The 15,837-nt window shown below is 69.6% G+C and carries 14 protein-coding genes; 7 read left to right on the top strand and 7 right to left on the bottom strand.

The features are described 5' to 3' along the window. Complete coding sequence (locus ACQ7HM_RS15575) at window positions 1-1,332, bottom strand: family 1 glycosylhydrolase (RefSeq protein WP_434217157.1); 1,332 nt, start codon at window positions 1,330-1,332, stop codon at window positions 1-3. A gap of 242 nt (window positions 1,333-1,574) precedes the next feature. Here ACQ7HM_RS15575 and ACQ7HM_RS15570 point away from each other — a divergent pair, with 242 nt between their 5' ends. From ACQ7HM_RS15570 to ACQ7HM_RS15560, 3 genes are read left to right on the top strand one after another with little or no spacing between them, the layout of a single operon-like run. After that, window positions 1,575-3,254, top strand: a complete 1,680-nt coding sequence (locus ACQ7HM_RS15570) for a GMC oxidoreductase (RefSeq protein ID WP_434217156.1) — start codon at window positions 1,575-1,577, stop codon at window positions 3,252-3,254. A 58-nt stretch (window positions 3,255-3,312) separates the two neighbouring features. After that, window positions 3,313-4,323: a zinc-binding alcohol dehydrogenase family protein gene (locus ACQ7HM_RS15565; RefSeq protein WP_434217155.1), complete on the top strand. Its 1,011-nt coding sequence runs from the start codon at window positions 3,313-3,315 to the stop codon at window positions 4,321-4,323. Between the two features lie 34 nt (window positions 4,324-4,357). Further along, window positions 4,358-5,179, top strand: a complete 822-nt coding sequence (locus ACQ7HM_RS15560; protein WP_434217154.1) for a crotonase/enoyl-CoA hydratase family protein — start codon at window positions 4,358-4,360, stop codon at window positions 5,177-5,179. 28 nt (window positions 5,180-5,207) lie between these two features. Here the strand turns inward: ACQ7HM_RS15560 and ACQ7HM_RS15555 are convergent, their stop codons facing one another. Together ACQ7HM_RS15555 and ACQ7HM_RS15550 are read right to left on the bottom strand one after the other, a co-directional pair. Next, on the bottom strand, window positions 5,208-5,900 hold the full coding sequence (locus ACQ7HM_RS15555) for a hypothetical protein (RefSeq protein ID WP_434217153.1): 693 nt from the start codon (window positions 5,898-5,900) through the stop codon (window positions 5,208-5,210). Window positions 5,901-5,909: 9 nt separating this feature from the next. After that, complete coding sequence (locus ACQ7HM_RS15550) at window positions 5,910-7,037, bottom strand: DoxX family protein (protein WP_434217152.1); 1,128 nt, start codon at window positions 7,035-7,037, stop codon at window positions 5,910-5,912. Window positions 7,038-7,118: 81 nt separating this feature from the next. Here ACQ7HM_RS15550 and ACQ7HM_RS15545 point away from each other — a divergent pair, with 81 nt between their 5' ends. Next, complete coding sequence (locus tag ACQ7HM_RS15545) at window positions 7,119-8,258, top strand: PQQ-dependent sugar dehydrogenase (RefSeq protein WP_434217151.1); 1,140 nt, start codon at window positions 7,119-7,121, stop codon at window positions 8,256-8,258. Between the two features lie 27 nt (window positions 8,259-8,285). Here ACQ7HM_RS15545 and gatB read toward each other — a convergent pair whose 3' ends face one another. Further along, window positions 8,286-9,788 carry an Asp-tRNA(Asn)/Glu-tRNA(Gln) amidotransferase subunit GatB gene (gene gatB, locus ACQ7HM_RS15540; protein WP_434217150.1) on the bottom strand — a complete coding sequence of 501 codons (1,503 nt, stop codon included), beginning with the start codon at window positions 9,786-9,788 and terminating at the stop codon, window positions 8,286-8,288. Window positions 9,789-9,933: 145 nt separating this feature from the next. Between gatB and ACQ7HM_RS15535 the strand changes: the two genes are divergently transcribed. Beyond that, window positions 9,934-12,147 carry a S53 family peptidase gene (locus ACQ7HM_RS15535; protein ID WP_434217149.1) on the top strand — a complete coding sequence of 738 codons (2,214 nt, stop codon included), beginning with the start codon at window positions 9,934-9,936 and terminating at the stop codon, window positions 12,145-12,147. A 139-nt stretch (window positions 12,148-12,286) separates the two neighbouring features. Continuing rightward, window positions 12,287-12,496, top strand: coding sequence for a PspC domain-containing protein (locus tag ACQ7HM_RS15530; protein ID WP_434217148.1), 210 nt, complete (start codon window positions 12,287-12,289; stop codon window positions 12,494-12,496). Here the strand turns inward: ACQ7HM_RS15530 and ACQ7HM_RS15525 are convergent. Further along, window positions 12,480-13,112 carry a maleylpyruvate isomerase family mycothiol-dependent enzyme gene (locus ACQ7HM_RS15525; protein WP_434217147.1) on the bottom strand — a complete coding sequence of 211 codons (633 nt, stop codon included), beginning with the start codon at window positions 13,110-13,112 and terminating at the stop codon, window positions 12,480-12,482. The genes ACQ7HM_RS15530 and ACQ7HM_RS15525 overlap by 17 nt on opposite strands. Before the next feature lie 40 nt (window positions 13,113-13,152). After that, a complete protein-coding gene (locus ACQ7HM_RS15520; RefSeq protein ID WP_434217146.1) occupies window positions 13,153-14,181 on the bottom strand; it encodes a 6-phosphofructokinase in 1,029 nt (342 codons plus the stop codon). A gap of 182 nt (window positions 14,182-14,363) precedes the next feature. Between ACQ7HM_RS15520 and ACQ7HM_RS15515 the strand changes: the two genes are divergently transcribed. Beyond that, on the top strand, window positions 14,364-15,212 hold the full coding sequence (locus ACQ7HM_RS15515) for a hypothetical protein (protein ID WP_434217145.1): 849 nt from the start codon (window positions 14,364-14,366) through the stop codon (window positions 15,210-15,212). Here ACQ7HM_RS15515 and ACQ7HM_RS15510 read toward each other — a convergent pair. After that, the gene (locus ACQ7HM_RS15510; protein WP_434217144.1) at window positions 15,173-15,835 is read right to left on the bottom strand and encodes a response regulator; all 663 of its coding nucleotides are present in this window, start codon (window positions 15,833-15,835) and stop codon (window positions 15,173-15,175) included. The genes ACQ7HM_RS15515 and ACQ7HM_RS15510 overlap by 40 nt on opposite strands. Window positions 15,836-15,837: the final 2 nt, after the last annotated feature.

The following is a 15,837-nucleotide window of genomic DNA, read 5'->3' as shown; positions in this document are numbered from 1 at the left end:
TCAGCGCACCACGGCCGGGTGCGTGCAGCTCTCGGGCACGTCGACGAAGGAGCACGACACGGGCGCGCGGGTCGGTCGGTATCCCGCCGGAACCCCGCGGTCGGCGATGATCTCCGCGTAGGCGGCGACCGCCGGGGTCGGTCTGCGGGTGAGTGACGGATCGCCGACGGCGTCGACGGTGTAGAGCCCGAAATGGCTGGAGTAGTCGCCCCATTCGTAGTTGTCGGTGAGACTCCAGTAGTTGTAGCCGACGACGTCGATGCCGTCGGCGACCGCTCGTTGTATCCAATAGACGGTGTCGCGCAGGTGGTCGGCGCGGCGATAGCCGTCGGGACGACGACCGGCGCCGTCGGTCGCGAGTCCGTTCTCCACCACGTACACCGGCACCCCGGGGAACTCGCGCGCGACGTGGCGCAGGACGTAGTAGATCGACTCGGGCGCCTGACTGCTGCGCGCGAAATCGCCGACCGCGCTCGACGCGGTGCTGTAGTCCAGCAACGAGACCGAGTAGTACTGGTCGACACCGATCACGTCGAGCGTGCCCGCCAGCCTCCTCGGGAACAGGTCCTCCAGGAACGCCTGGACACCCGGGATCGGGAAGTACGCGAGATTCGAGGTGACGGTTGCATCGGGCTGCACGGCATGGATGTGTGCGTACAGCGAGCGATGCGCTCGCACGATGCCGTCGATCATCCGGTTCGCGTTCTCCGGGCGGAGGCCGCCGAAGGTGATTTCGCGCCGGACGTACTCCGTCGGTTCGTTGAACGTGACCCACGACGGGTGGGCCCACGCGTACCGATCGACCACCCTGCTCGCGAACCCGATCAGGTCGTCGGCCATCCCCAGCCGGTTCCATCCGCCCCGATCGACCTCCCAACCGGGGTGAACCCAATGGTTCAGGGTGATCATCGGTGTCATCCCCGCGGCCACGATCGCGCCGATCACCCTGTCGTAGAACGCCCAGCCGGCGGGATCGAAGCGGCCCGGGGCGGGCTCCACCCTCGACCATTCGATCGACACGCGGTAGACGGCCACCCCCAGCGCCCGGGCGTGGGCGATGTCCTCCGGGTAGCGGTGGAGGAAGTCGACAGCGTTCCCGACCGGCTCGGCGACCTGTCCCCGCGCGCTGTACCGCGTCCAGTTCGAGTCCCGGTTGTACCCCTCGGTCTGGAACCCCGACGACGCCACACCGAAACGGAAGCCCGAATTCAGCGGCGCCACAGAGGATCCGGGGGACGGCGCGGACATCGCGACCGGCGCGACGCCGAGGAACGCCCCCACCGACACCCCGACGACCGTCACCAGGGAGACGACGCGACGCCACCTGCTCATGAGCGCTCCCGTCCGCTGAACGACAGTCGACGAGCGGCGAGCGTTCCCCGACAAGGACACACCGGTCATACCGGGACACTATCGCTCCCACCGTCCGCGGATCGGTGATCGAGACGGTAGGGTGTCAAATGCTGTACGCCGAGTTGGCGGCAGTGGAGCGGTGAGATCCAGGTCGCATCGGCTCCGAACGGTTTCGCCCGGGGGGACTGAGGCGAACAGACATTCCTGTGGGGGGAATCGGTATGGATCGCCGCTCGTTCATGAAGCTGTCCGCTGCGTCGATGGCGGCAGCGGGTGTCCCGTCGCTCGCGACGTCACTCGCGGGTCCCGCCTCGGCGGCACCCAAGCGCTACGGACGCTACGAGAAGCTGGTCCCCGAGATCTTCCGCCCGGTGCCCGCGCCGCGTCAGCACTCCGAGGCCATCGTCATCGGATCGGGTTTCGGCGGCGCGGTGAGCGCGTTGCGCCTGGCACAGGCGGGCATCCAGACGACCGTCCTCGAACGCGGCAACCGCTGGCCGCACGACCCGCGGCGCGAGATCTTCGGCGCCGACGGTCGTCAGTACTGGCATGCACCACAGTCCCTCGCCGACGATTCGTTGGGACCGAACGGTCCGTCGACCCTCACCATCCCCGCCTACGGGCAGGCGATCGGCGCCATGCAGGGGATCGACGATTTCGGCGGTCTCGCCGAGATCAGTTGGCACCACAATGCGGGCCTCATCTGCGCGGCCGCCGTCGGCGGTGGATCGAACATCTACATCGGCATCACCGTCGCCTCGCGCCGCGAGGGTTTCGACGCGGTCTTCCGTGGTCTCGTCGACCACGACGAGATGAGCCGCGTCTGGTACCCGAAGGCGATGGCCGGTCTCGGTGCGACGGTCGTCCCCGACGACGTCTACGCCGACCGCCACTTCGACAACGGGCGCGACTTCGAGCGAGTGGCGAAGGCCGCCGGCTACTCGACCTACAAGGCCGAGGGCAACTGGAACTGGAACGTGGTGCGCGACGAGATCGCCGGTCGCGCCGCCCCGCAGACGATCACCGGTGCCGCCTACAACTCCAACCGATCACTGAACTCGCTGGCGTTCAGTTACCTCCCGCGGGCCGAGGCGACCGGGAAGGCGACGATCCACCCGCGCCACGTGGTGAAGGGGATACACGTGGAGCGGTCGGGTCGCTATGTGCTCGAGGTCGACTACGTCAGCCCGTACGGCGACGTCCTGGCACGCCGAACGCTGACCACCGACCGGCTCGTTCTCGCCGCCGGTTCGCTGGGCACCAACCGTCTCCTGGTCAAGGCCCGCGACACCGGCACTCTGCCGAACCTCAACGAGTACATCGGTACCGGCTGGGGCAACAACGGCAACGGCAACATCGACGTCGGGGTCGGCCGCAGCAAGAAGGGACCCCAGTCCGCGGTGGGCACCGTGGCCTTCTACGACACCTCGGGCCCGCTGGCCCGCGTCGTCGTCAACGGCTCGAACGGCCTGGGGCCGATCGATTCCGTTCTCGCACAGGCGAACGCATCGGTGTTCAAGGCCGGGATCACCTCCATCGACCCCACCCGCGGCACCTTCGAGTACCACGCGAAAAACGATCGCGTCATCCTCGACTGGCCGGGAAACGGCAACAGCCGGGTCGACGACAACGCCCTGCGCATCGGCCACAAGCTCGCCGCGCACGCCGACTTCCCGGTCGAGGCCGTCGTCTACGAACCCGACGTGCTGTGGGGTCACATGTGTGGCGGGGCGACCCTGGGCCGCGCATCGGACTCGTTCGGCCGGGTCCGTGGGTACAAGAATCTCTACGCTCTCGACGGGTCGATGCTCCCCGGTTCGGCGGGTGCATCGAACCCGTCGCTGACCATCACCGCCCTCGCCGAGCGCAACATGGCCGAGATCATCTCAGCCGGAGGCTGATCCGTCGGGCGCAACAGCTCTCGAGCTGGTACGTCGGCGACGGCGCTACGGTGGAGCGATGAGCATCCCCACCACCACTCCTGCCATCGCCGCGCAGGCGCCCGGCCCGGTCGACGCGTCCGAGTCGTTCGTCGAGATCGAGGTACCGCTCGGCCCGATCGGTGAGCGCGACCTGCTCGTGGAGGTCGCGGCGGTGTCGGTCAACCCGGTCGACCACAAGGTGCGGGCATCCTTCGACGCCGGCGACGCGCCTCGCGTGCTGGGGTTCGACGCGGCCGGAACCGTTGTGGCGGTGGGCGAATCGGTCTCGCGGTTCGCCGCCGGCGACGAGGTGTTCTACGCCGGGGTCATCAACCGACCCGGCAGCAACGCGCAGTACCAGCTGGTCGACGAACACGTCGTCGGCCGCAAACCCGCATCGCTGTCGTTCGGCGATGCCGCGGCGCTGCCGCTGACGTCGATCACCGCCCACGAATCGCTGTTCGCCCGGCTGGGCCTCACCGCCGACAGCACCGGGACCCTCCTCGTGGTCGCCGGCGCGGGCGGTGTCGGTTCGATGATGATCCAGCTCGCCCGCGCTCTCACCGACGTCACCGTCATCGCGACCGCGAGCCGCGACGAATCTGCCGAGTGGGCGCGCGACATGGGTGCCCACCATGTGGTGCATCCGCGCGAGTTGGCGACCGCGGTGCCGGAGCTCGCACCCGACGGCGTCGACCACATCTTCTCGCCCTACTCGGCGGGCAACGTGGAGACCTACGCCGAGATCATGGCCGTGGGCGGCGCGGTCGTCGCGATAGACGAACCCGAGGGACTCGACACCCTGCCGCTGAAGTCGCGATCGCAGAGCTGGCACTGGGAGCTGATGTTCTCGGTGCCCCTCTACCGTCCGACCGACGACAGCCAGCACCGGATCCTCACCGAGATCGCCGACCTCGTCGACGCCGGCCGCATCCGGACCACGGCGACCACCACGCTCTCCCCCATCGATCCGAGCACCCTGCGCGACGCGCACACCCGCTCGGAGTCGGGTTCGGTCATCGGCAAGGTCGTGCTCACCCGGGGATGATCGGGGCGGCCGCGGTCTCGCTAGGGTGCTCACCATGACCGAATGGACAGCGTTCTCCGTCGACATCTCCGACCACGTCGCGCAGGTGACCCTGCTCGGTCCGGGCAAGGGCAACGCGATGGGCCGCGCTTTCTGGACCGAGCTCCCGCAGGTGTTCGCCGAACTCGACGCCGACCCCGAGGTGCGTGCGGTGGTCCTCGCCGCGTCGGGCAAGCATTTCTCCTTCGGCCTCGACCTGGCCGAGATGGGTGGCGAATTCGCCCCGCTGCTCGCCGACCGTGCGCTCGCCGGCCCCCGCAGCCGCTTCCACACCCTCGTGAAGTCGATGCAGGCATCGGTGACCGCGGTCGCCGACAGCCGCACCCCGGTCATCGCCGCGATCCAGGGATGGTGCATCGGTGGCGGCGTCGACCTCATCGCGGCAGCCGACATCCGCTACGCCGCCGCCGACGCGAAGTTCAGCGTGCGTGAGGCGAAGATCGGCATCGTCGCCGACATCGGTTCGTTGCAGCGACTGCCCGCGATCATCGGCGAGGGCCACCTGCGCGAGCTGGCCTACACCGGCAAGGACATCGACGCCTCCCGTGCGGCGTCGATCGGTCTGGTGAACGACGTCCTCCCCGATGCCGATGCCGCCCTGGCCGCCGCCCGGGCGACGGCCGCCGAGATCGCGGCGAACCCGCCGCTGGTGGTGCAGGGCGTCAAGGACGTCCTCGATCGCGAGCGCGCGGCGACGGTGACCGAGGGGCTCCGCTACGTCGCGGCCTGGAACGCGGCCTTCCTGCCGTCGGAGGATCTCACCGAGGGCATCGCCGCGGTGTTCGAGAGGCGCCCGGCCCAGTTCCGCGGCGAGTGAGTTCCACCGCGGACGTGACCGACGACGGTCAGGCCTCGAGTTCGCCGGAGACGCTGCGTTCGAGCTGGGCGTAGGTGACCGTCGGCAACGACACCAACCCGTCGAGTTCCTCGCGCGCCCGGCGGTAGGCCGCCTGCCGTTCGGCCGGGGTCGAGCCGATGTCCATGGCCATCCGCAGCAGACCCTGCGCACGGACGAGCCGACGCTGCTCGGGTTCGGAGAAGTCGCCACGACGACGCCGCCGGGCCTCGGATTCGGCGGTGTCGAACGCCACGGCGTAATCGTGGACGGCCACCCGGTAGGTCTCCTGCGCGTCGGCGAGTCCGACGAGATCGTCGGCGGTGTCGGGACGCAGTGAGTCGGCGGTGCGCTTGGCGCGGTGGAACGCGGCGGTGAGCGGTTCGCGCATGTCGGTGATCATGGGGAACTCGAGCAGATTGATCACATCGGTCTCGTAGGCGAACCACCGGGTGTCGATGTCGTCGTGCTCGGCCAGCAGCTTCGTGATCGCCCTCAGATCACGCTCACGGTCGACACGCACGACGCCCTGGGCCTGCGCCGTGGCGATCTTGGCCTGCTGCTTGATGCGATAGCGCTCCAGTCGACGCTGGGCGCGCCGTTCGTTGGCCGCGGCCACGGCCTTCACGCCACCGGCGACCGGCCCGCCGACCACGAACACCAGCCACCAGTAGTTGCCGATGATGTCCCCGACGGCGCCCATCGCTCCAAACTAGCCAGTCGACGGATTGCCCGGGGACTGGAACGGATTGGTCCCGTTGAACAGGATCCAGATGGCGACCGGTGCCGCGATGCCGACCACCAACCACGCGAACGATCCCACGAAGGGCCGCGTCGCCCACCCGCGTCCGAAATCGAGGGAGATGCGACCCGGTCCGGCGAGGATGATCGACGCCGCGGCGATCCCGAGGAAGATCTCGTACTCGATACCGGGGCCTGCGGAGCCGGAGGCGAAGAACCAGACCCCACCGGCCAGTGTCGCCTTGTAGGTCGCGGCGATGATCATCACGCCGAGTACCGCGGAACCCGCGATCGGGGTCAGCAGTCCGAGCACGAGCATCAGCCCGCCGAGCGACTCCGACAGCGCACCGACGATGGCGAGCGGTTTGGCGGCATCGGCCGAGAACCCGATGTTGGTGTTGGGCGCGTTGAGGAGGAAGTCCTCGAACCCGCTCAGACGCGGTCCGTTCCACCAGCCGAACAGCTTCTGCGCACCGTGGGCCATGGCGATGAGGCCGACGGCCACGCGCAGCGCGAGCAATCCGAGGTCGGTCGTCCCACGCCGCTGCGCGGCCTGCGCGGCGGCCAGTTCGTCGTCGAGGGCGTCGCGACCGATGCGGTCGGGGTCCGACCTGCGTCCCGACCGGGAGAAACGTCGGGCGCGGCGATCCGACACCGGATCGTCGAGTTCGTCGCGGCCGGTGGTGTCGAGCGCACGGGTCTGGGCGTCGTCACCCTCGACCTCGTAGGCGTCGTCGCCGTCGAGGTCGCGGTCGCGGTCGGTGACCCGGTCCGCGCGGTAGGTGGGGACCGCGTCGTCGTCGGCGTAGGCGGCGCGACGGTTGTGTTCGCGGTGGAACGCGTCGCGATCCACCGGGATCGCGGTGGTCTTGGGCGCGGTCTCGCTCGCCGAGTCGGCCGACTCGGCGGCGGCCGGAATGGCGGTCGTGGCGTCGTCGCGGCCCTCGGCGTCGCCGTCGCGGCGGTACGGCTGGTACCCGTGCACGCCGGTCGAACTCTCCTCGGACCCCGGTGGGGTCTGCGGCATGCGGAAGGTCTCGGTCGGCTCGTCGTACGGGCTCGAACCCTGCGGACGCTGCTCACGATCTCGTTCACTCACCTGACTCACCCTAGGTGGTCGAGCCGCCGTCGCCGGTGACGTGACACCGCCGCGTCGCGTCGATCACCTACCCTGGGGCGCATGTCCGACCGAGCGCGCCGCACACGCATCGCCGTCGTGGCGACGGTGCTGCTGATCGTCGCCACCCTGCTCGGCGGCTGCGCGGATTTCGGCGATCAGGACCGCGCACGGGCGGCGGGCGACTTCTCGTCGGAGACGGTGACGCCGGTCGTCCCGACGCCGACGCCACCGAGCGAGTCGCCCCAGGAGGGACCTCCGCCCACGGGTCCGTGCGTCGACCCCGATCCCGCCGTCATCGCGACCTGCCTGGCCGCGACGAGCGCGGTGATGCCCGGCGGCGACGCCCAGGGCGAATCGACGATCGTCGCCGAGCGCACGACCGGCCAGATAATCGCCACCCGCCGCAACGGCCCCAAGCGGGTCCTCGCGACGATCCCGGTGGACGCCGACGGTGACGGCGGTCTGATGGACTTCGCCCCGTCGCCCACCTACGACCAGGACCGCCTGATCTACGCCTACGTCTCGACCGCCTCGGACAACCGTGTGGTCCGGATCGCGCCCGGCGACACCCCCAAACCCATCCTCACCGGCATCCCCAAGGGAGTCACGGGCAACGTCGGCTCTCTGCACTTCCGGTCGCCGACCGAACTGCTCGTCGCGACCGGCGATGCGGGCAACCCCGCGTCCGCCGGCGACCCGGGTTCGTTGGCGGGCAAACTGCTCTCGGTCACGGCGTTGAACTCGGGCAGCACCGCGGCCCCGCGCGTCCTCGCCTCCGGACTCGGCGCCAACGCCACCATCTGCGCGAACGCGAGCAGCGGTCAGCTGTACCTCACCGACCGCGCGCCGACCGAGGACCGCCTGCAGATCATCGACACCACCGGCACCCTGCGCCCGCTGTGGACGTGGCCCGACCGGCCGCAGATATCCGGTTGCGCCGCAGCAGGATCGAGCGTCCTGGTGTCGACGGCGCGCACCCAGCGGGTGGAACTGCTCGGGGAACCGACCCGCGAGAAGCCGACCGTGTCACCGCCGGTCGTCGTGTTCGAGAAGCGCTACGGCGCGTTGGGGCGGATGACGGCCCTGCCCTCGGGGCTGTTCCAGGTCGGCACCATCAACAAGCAGGGCGGGCGCCCGGTCGCCACCGACGACCGCGTCGTGCGCTTCCTGCCGCCGACGAGCTCGCAGAGCAACGTCTGATCCGAACGCGGTCGGGACCGGCTGGGGTCAGGAGCAGGCGGCGAGAACCAGTTCCTTCACGCGGGCCGGATCGGCCTGCCCGCGAGTCGCCTTCATGACGTCGCCCACGATCTTGCCGGCCGCCTGGACCTTCCCCGACCGGATCTTCTCGGCGATGTCGGGGTTGGCGGCGAGCGCGGAGTCGACGGCGGACTGCAGGGCGGTGTCGTCACGGACGACCTCGAGGCCGCGGTCGGCGACGATCTGCTCGGGTTCCCCCTCGCCGTCGAGCACGGCGACGGCGACCTGCTGACCCAGCTTGGTGGTGAGCTTGCCTGCCTCGACGAGGCCGATGATGGTCGCCACCTGTGCCGGGGTGATCGCCAGATCGGCCAGCTCCGCACCGCGCGAGTTCGCCTGCTGGGCGAGGAAACTGACCCACCAGCTGCGCGCGGTCTCGGCCGGGGCACCCGCGTCGACGGTGGCGATGATGAGGTCGATGGCACCGACGTTGACGAGATCGCGCATCACCTCATCCGACACCCCCCACTCGGACTGGATGCGCGCACGTCGCAGCCAGGGCAGTTCGGGCAGCGTGGTCGCGAGGTGGTCGACCCAGGCACGGTCGGGTGCCACCGGCGCGAGATCGGGCTCGGGGAAGTAGCGGTAGTCGTCGGCGGTCTCCTTGCGTCGACCGCCCGAGGTGGTGCCGTCGACCTCCTGGAAATGCCGTGTCTCCTGGATGATCTCGCCGCCGTCGTTGAGGATCGCGGCCTGACGGCGCATCTCGTACCGGACGGCGACCTCGACGCTCTTGAGGGAGTTCACGTTCTTCGTCTCGGTACGCGTCCCGAATTCGGTGGCGTCCTTGGCCATCAACGACACGTTCGCGTCGCAGCGCAGGGATCCCTGGTCCATCCGCACATCCGACACCCCGAGGGCCTTGAGCAGGTCGCGCAGCGCGCCGACGTAGGCGCGCGCGACCTCGGGGGCGCGGTCACCCGCACCGGTGATGGGTCGGGTCACGATCTCGACCAGCGGTACGCCCGCCCGGTTGTAGTCGAGCAGGGAATGGCTCGCACCGTGGATGCGTCCGGCGCCGCCGATGTGCAGCGACTTGCCGGTGTCCTCCTCCATGTGGGCACGCTCGATGTCGACCCGCCAGGTGGTGCCGTCGCCGAGGACCACATCGAGGTAGCCGTCGTAGGCGATGGGCTCGTCGAACTGGGAGATCTGGTAGTTCTTCGGCTGGTCGGGATAGAAGTAGTTCTTGCGCGCGAACTGGCTCGAATCGCGGATGGAACAGTTCAGCGCGAGACCGATGCGGATCGCGGACTCGATCGCGGCGGCGTTGGCGACCGGTAGGGCCCCGGGCAGACCGATGCAGACCGGGCAGACCTGGGTGTTCGGTTCGGCCCCGAACGCGGTGGGGCATCCGCAGAACATCTTCGTCTCGGTGCCGAGTTCGACGTGGACCTCGAGGCCCAGGACGGGATCGAAGTCACGGATCACGTCGTCGTAGTCGACGAGGTCGACGGTCGCAGCAGTCATGGGCCCCAGTTTAGGCTGCCGCGATCTGGGCGGACGATCTGGACAATACGGTCTTTAGTTACCCGAGGCACCCACTTACGTGGTGGTATTCACCTCGGGGTCGCCCGTCAGGGCCGGCCGAGGTCCAGCAGGTGGGGGATTCATCATGTCGCTGTCCATTCGTGGTCTCGCTGTCGCCACGATCACGTGGTGCGTCGCTGCGCTCGCGGTGACCGGTGTGGCCGCCGGTGGCGCGAGCGCGAGCACCCGGCTCGCCGACAGTCGTCCGTCGTGGGCGACGCCCGCGGCCCTACGGGCACCGGTCGCCGACTCCGAGATCGTCCACGCCCGTGTCTACCTCCCATGGCGCGACGCCGCGGGCCTGGCTGCGGTCACCCGAGCGGTGAGCACACCGGGCAGCGCGTCCTTCGGCAGATATCTGACCCCCGAGCAGTTCCGGTCACGGTTCTCCCCCACGACGGGCGATGTCGCCGACGTCAGCGATTGGTTGCGTGGCGCGGGCCTGCGCATCGTCGATGTGCCCACCGACCGCCAATACGTGGCCGTCGAGGGCACCGTGCGCGATGCGTCGAGGGCGTTCGACACCACCCTGGCCACCTATGACGCACTGGGCCGGGTGATGCGGGCTCCCACGTCGGCGCCTGCCGTGCCCGCCTCACTGGTCGGAAAGGTCAGCGCGATCGTGGGTCTCGACGACGGCGCCGACGCGATCCCCGCCGCATCTCCCCCCGACGAGGCCCCCAACGGCACCACCCCGGGCAAGGTCGCCGACCCGGGTGTCGGATTCCGTTCGGGCACGCCGTGTTCGACCTCCTGGGGCGAGAAGACCGTCACCCTGCCGACCGCCGTCGACGGCAGCACCACGAAACCCCTTGCGCCCTGCGGCTACACCCCGGCGCAGGTGCGCGGTCTGTACGGGCTCGGCTCCGGCGACACCGGCGCCGGACAGACCGTCGCGTTCGTCGGGGCCAACGCCAGCCCGACGATCGTCTCCGACGTCACCCAGTACTCCCGGCTGCACAACCTGCCCGATCCGCAGATCAGCCAGATCGTGCCGCCGGGCATCTACCAGCACCCGACGACCCCGAAGAACGACCCGGGCGCCTTCTTCGGCGAGCAGACCCTCGACGCCGAGGCCATCCACACGACCGCTCCGGCCGCGAAGATCCTCTACGTCGCGTCCTCGAACGCCAACCAGGACTTCGATCGCAGCGTCAAGGCGATCGTCGACAAACATCTCGCGCCGATCATCTCGATCTCCTACGGCTTCGGCGGCGAATCGGTCCCGCAGGGCTTCGTCAACAGCCTCAACGGGATCTTCGCTCAGGCGGTGGCAACCGGTATCGGCATCTTCGTCTCCAGCGGCGACAACGGCGACGAGCTGACCACCCTCGGCAAGACGTCGGTCGACTTCTACGCCAACACCCCCAACGTCACCGCGGTCGGCGGCACCTCGGCGGCCATCGTCGCCGGCGCCGGCGGCTCGGTGTTCGGTACCGGCGGGAGGCCCGCGGCGGCGTCGGCATCGTCGTCGACGGCCGGCGGCGGGATCTACGGCATCGACGACCCGGCGAACCCGGTGAACCAGCCCGGCTGGACTCGGGCGTTCGAGGTTGGCTGGCAGACCGGGTTCACATCGGCGACAGGCACTCTCGCACCGTTACCCACCGGGGCCACACCGCCGACGTCGGCGCGGTACACGTTCACCGGTTCGCTGGACCCCGCGGGACCGACGTTCTCCGGTGGCGGCGGTGGTGGCATCAGCACGGTGTTCCCGCAACCGAGCTACCAGAAGGGCATCACCGACGGCGCTCGCGACGGCAGCTCCGGGGCCACCGGGACCACCGGTCGCGCCCTGCCCGACATCTCCGCACTCGCCGACCCGAACACCGGGTTCCTCGTCGGTCAGACCCAGAAGTTCACCGACGGAAGCTATTACGACGAGTACCGGATCGGCGGGACCTCGCTGGCCGCACCGTTGATGGCGGGTATGGCCGCGGTGGCAAACCAGAAGGCCGGGCGTGACCTGGGGTTCCTCAACCCCCGGATCTACGCGGCGTACCAGCAGAAGACAGCGAGCCTGTACGACGTCGACGAGGCCGATCTGACCAGCGCCGCGGAGTACGGGAGCACGCCCTCGGTGTTCCGGGTCAACTTCACCGACGGCGAGAGCGCCGTCGGCGGCCGTCAGTACAGCCTCCGGACGCTGGAACTGCCCACCCAGAGCCTGCAGTCCACCCGCGGCTATGACACCGCGACCGGCGTCGGCTCGCCGAGGGACTCCTCGTTCCTCTCGGTCCTCGGCACGGTGACGCCGCTGCCGTACACCCCGGACCGGAAGTCCCCCAAGGTGCCCTGAGGATCTCGGGTCGGCGATACCCGGGTCGAAGCCGGGGTGAACCCCGATGCCGCACAGGCCGTCGGTCCCTACCGTCGGGGAAGGAGATCGGCGAACCGCGCCGACACCGACATCGATGTCGGCAGACCCGAGGAGAGCCATGAGCTACCACGCACCCCTACCGTCCGCCCCGCGCCGCCTGCGTCGGTCGACGACCGACTCGTGGATGGGCGGGGTGTGCGGCGGCATCGCCGAACGTGTCGGCGTGAGCGCGGGACTCGTCCGACTGCTGTTCGTGCTCTCGATCGTGCTGCCCGGTCCGCAGGTCCTGGTCTACCTCGCGTTGTGGATCGTCATCCCGAGGGGCTGACGCGCGCGAGACCGTCACCGGTGAGGTCGGCGAGCGCCACGCGACGTCCCGCGCGCGCCAGCAGCACCGCCTCGGCCGGTCCCCGGATCTCGGGCGCGCCGGCACGACCCGAACGCCAGTCCAGATCGGTGGCGACCCACGTCACGTCGGCCCGGCTCGCCCCGAACGCGAAAGCCCCTCGGGTGGAGAGGAAATCGAGTGCCACCCGAAGACGCGCGGGGTCGAACCCACGGGTGAGACCCAGGGGCCGTCGGATGTCCTGACCGTGGACCAGCAGATCGGTCAGCGGTGCCTCGGGTCCGCCGAACGGTGGCGTGAAATGACTCTCGGCGTGGGCACGCAACAGCGACGGCAACTCGTCGCGATGGTCCACCGCGACCTTCCGCGACGAGACCACGTTCGCGCGGGCGAGGTTCCCACGCACACGGAACACCGTGCGCGCGATGGTCATGGGCCCGGTGATGAGAGGCATCACCAGGTGCCCGGCGACGTCGCGCACGGTCCATTCCGAACACAGCGACTGTGTCGCCCACTGTGCGTCGTCGAGACCGTCGAGCACGTCGGCCAGTTCTCCACGTTCGGCGGCGATCGCGTCGAACATGTCGTCGCGGTTCATCGATCCTCCTGATGGGGTGCGCCACCCCGACACGATCGGGTCAGCCGAAGATGACGCGGATCTCCTGGTATTGGTCCTGCGGCACGGTCTTGTGGTTGGCGAGGGCCTCGCCAAAGTCGACGCGCACGATCCGCGTCCCCCGCAGCGCCACCATGTGACCCCAGTTCTTGTCGGCGATGAGGTCGGTCACCGCCATGCCCAGGCGGGTCGCCAGCACCCGGTCGAACCCGGTCGGCGATCCGCCGCGCTGGATGTGGCCGAGCACGGTCGCACGCGTCTCGATGCCTGTGCGGTCCTCGATCAACGGCGCCAGCACCTCGGCGATGCCACCCAGGCGGGGACGGTTGAAACCGTCGAGACCCTTCGTGGAGTGGGCGACGTCCATGTCCGGGAGTCGGAAGCCCTCGGCGACGACGACCATCGGTGACCGTCCGCGGTTCTTGACGCTGGTGACCCAGGCGCAGATCTGGTCGAGGCTCTCTGGTTGCTCGGGGATGAGGATCGCGTGGGCACCGCCGGCGATACCGGAATACAGCGCGATCCATCCGGCGTGGCGGCCCATCACCTCGAGCACCATGCAGCGCTTGTGGGAGTTGCCGGTGGTGCGGAGGCGGTCGATCGATTCCGTGGCGATCTCGACGGCGGTGTCGAAGCCGAAGGTGTAGTCGGTGGCGTCGAGGTCGTTGTCGATCGTCTTGGGCACCCCGACGATGTTGACCCCGTCCTCGTAGAGGCGCTTGGAGGCCGACGCGGTGCCCTCGCCGCCGATCGCGATCACCCCGTCGATCCCGAGATCGGCCAGGACGCCCTTGACGACGTCGGCGCCGCCGTGCTCGGCGTAGGGACCCACGCGGCTCGTCCCCAGGATGGTCCCGCCCTCGCGCGACAGGCCACGGACGGAACTTCGATCGAGCGGCATGGTGTCGCCCTCGATCAGCCCTCGCCACCCGTCACGGAAACCGACGAACTCCTGTCCGTAGACGGTCTCGCCCTTGAGGACGGCCCCGCGGATGACCGCGTTGAGGCCGGGGCAGTCACCGCCGGAGGTGAGGATGCCGAACTTGCTCACGTGTGGGTTTCCCTTCAGCGCGCGCCGGGGTGGTGGGCCGTGCGGCCCGCCCCGACACCTGCGTGCACTGACAATCTAGGGAATCGACGACGACCGCGCGCGACGGCCGACGCGAGGCCGTCGGCCGGACCCTGCGGGTTTCGATACCGGTGGGTTTCGATACCAGCGGTAGAGTCGGTCCGATGACCACCGGCCGACTCGACACCCTGCGGGCGTGGTTCGGTCGTCTGCTGGTGTCGGCGGTGATCATCGCGGCCGGGGTGGTCATCGCGTCGTTGTCGACCACGTCGTCGGCGCCGATGATGACCACGGCGCTCACCGCACCGACCACGGCCTCGGCACCCGACGTCGACTCCGCGCACCTCGGCGCCGACACCCCCACCGGAGCCGCGGTGGCCGCCCTCACCGGTCCCCGCCCGGCCGATGCGCTGGCCCTCATCCCGTTCGGGTTCGCCGACGAGATGGGGTACCGACCGGTGCTGATCGACGGCGTCCCGGCCAACCCCGACGGCGGTTGCTCGTCACCCATCGCGATGCCGATGTCGTTCGACGCACCCTGTAAGACCCATGACCTCGGGTACGACCTGCTCCGCTACGGCGCCTTCACCGGCAGCCCGCTGGGGCCGTGGGCCCGGCAGTCCCTCGACGGACAGTTGTCAGCCCGGATGCACGCGAGCTGCGCCGACGACGGATGCCAGACCGCAGCCGACCTCGCCGACGCCGGTGTCGGGGCGAACTCCCGCCGACAGGGCGAGGGCGTACCGATCACCGAGACCGACTCGCAGATCGTCACCTCGACGCTGCGGATGCTCTGGGAGCCCGTGTCGTACGCCGCCGGCGTGCTGGGAACCGCGCCGGGCCGCGCCGCGGTGGCGGCACTCATAGCCCTGGTCGCGATCCACCTGCGCCGCCGGTCACGACCGCTGTCGCCGGGCGTGTGGTGGTCGCTGCGCTCGGCGGTCTCACGTCTCCCCGCGACACCCCCGACCGGTCAGCGGACGCCGTTCTCGAAGGCGAACACCACCGCCTGAGCCCGGTCGCGCAATCCCAGCTTCGCCAGCACGTTGCTCACATGGGTCTTCACGGTCTGCTCGGCCACGAACAGGACAGCCGCGATCTCGGCGTTCGACATCCCCTCGGCGAGGCGTTCGAGCACCTCGCGTTCCCTCCCGGTGAGTGATCGCAGCGCGGCCGAGGGAGCCGTACCCGTCGACGTCGCCCGCCGCCGGCCGGTCACCTCGGCGATGAGGCGGCGCGTGATCGACGGCGCGAGCAACGCGTCCCCGGCGGCCACCACACGCACCGCACGGATCAACTCCTCGGCAGGCGCGTCCTTGAGCATGAAACCCGACGCACCGATGCGCAGCGCCTCGTAGACGTAGTCATCGATGTCGAACGTGGTCAGCATCAACACCTTCGGGCCATCGCCACCAGAATCGGCGAGCACCGTGCGCGCCGCGGCGAGACCGTCCATCTCCGGCATCCGCACATCCATCAGCACCACATCGGGTCGGCTGCGACGGATGCCGGCCACCGCGGCGACGCCGTCGGCGGCGTCACCGAGCACGGAGATGTCGGGCTGCGCGGACAGCAGCGCGCCGAAACCCTGCCGGACCATGGCCTGGTCGTCGGCGATGAACACGGTGATCGGCACGG

Origin of the sequence: Williamsia sp. MIQD14 (assembly GCF_051025635.1) — a bacterium.
Taxonomy (GTDB): Bacteria; Actinomycetota; Actinomycetes; order Mycobacteriales; family Mycobacteriaceae; genus Williamsia_A.
This window is presented reverse-complemented; position numbering and strand designations above follow the sequence as displayed.

Coding starts and splice junctions, on each gene's coding strand:
- ACQ7HM_RS15575 (WP_434217157.1), bottom strand. CDS start 1,332: ATGAGCAGGTGGCGTCGCGTCGTCTCCCTGGTGACGGTCGTCGGGGTG.
- ACQ7HM_RS15570 (WP_434217156.1), top strand. CDS start 1,575: ATGGATCGCCGCTCGTTCATGAAGCTGTCCGCTGCGTCGATGGCGGCA.
- ACQ7HM_RS15565 (WP_434217155.1), top strand. CDS start 3,313: ATGAGCATCCCCACCACCACTCCTGCCATCGCCGCGCAGGCGCCCGGC.
- ACQ7HM_RS15560 (WP_434217154.1), top strand. CDS start 4,358: ATGACCGAATGGACAGCGTTCTCCGTCGACATCTCCGACCACGTCGCG.
- ACQ7HM_RS15555 (WP_434217153.1), bottom strand. CDS start 5,900: ATGGGCGCCGTCGGGGACATCATCGGCAACTACTGGTGGCTGGTGTTC.
- ACQ7HM_RS15545 (WP_434217151.1), top strand. CDS start 7,119: ATGTCCGACCGAGCGCGCCGCACACGCATCGCCGTCGTGGCGACGGTG.
- gatB (WP_434217150.1), bottom strand. CDS start 9,788: ATGACTGCTGCGACCGTCGACCTCGTCGACTACGACGACGTGATCCGT.
- ACQ7HM_RS15535 (WP_434217149.1), top strand. CDS start 9,934: ATGTCGCTGTCCATTCGTGGTCTCGCTGTCGCCACGATCACGTGGTGC.
- ACQ7HM_RS15530 (WP_434217148.1), top strand. CDS start 12,287: ATGAGCTACCACGCACCCCTACCGTCCGCCCCGCGCCGCCTGCGTCGG.
- ACQ7HM_RS15525 (WP_434217147.1), bottom strand. CDS start 13,112: ATGAACCGCGACGACATGTTCGACGCGATCGCCGCCGAACGTGGAGAA.
- ACQ7HM_RS15515 (WP_434217145.1), top strand. CDS start 14,364: ATGACCACCGGCCGACTCGACACCCTGCGGGCGTGGTTCGGTCGTCTG.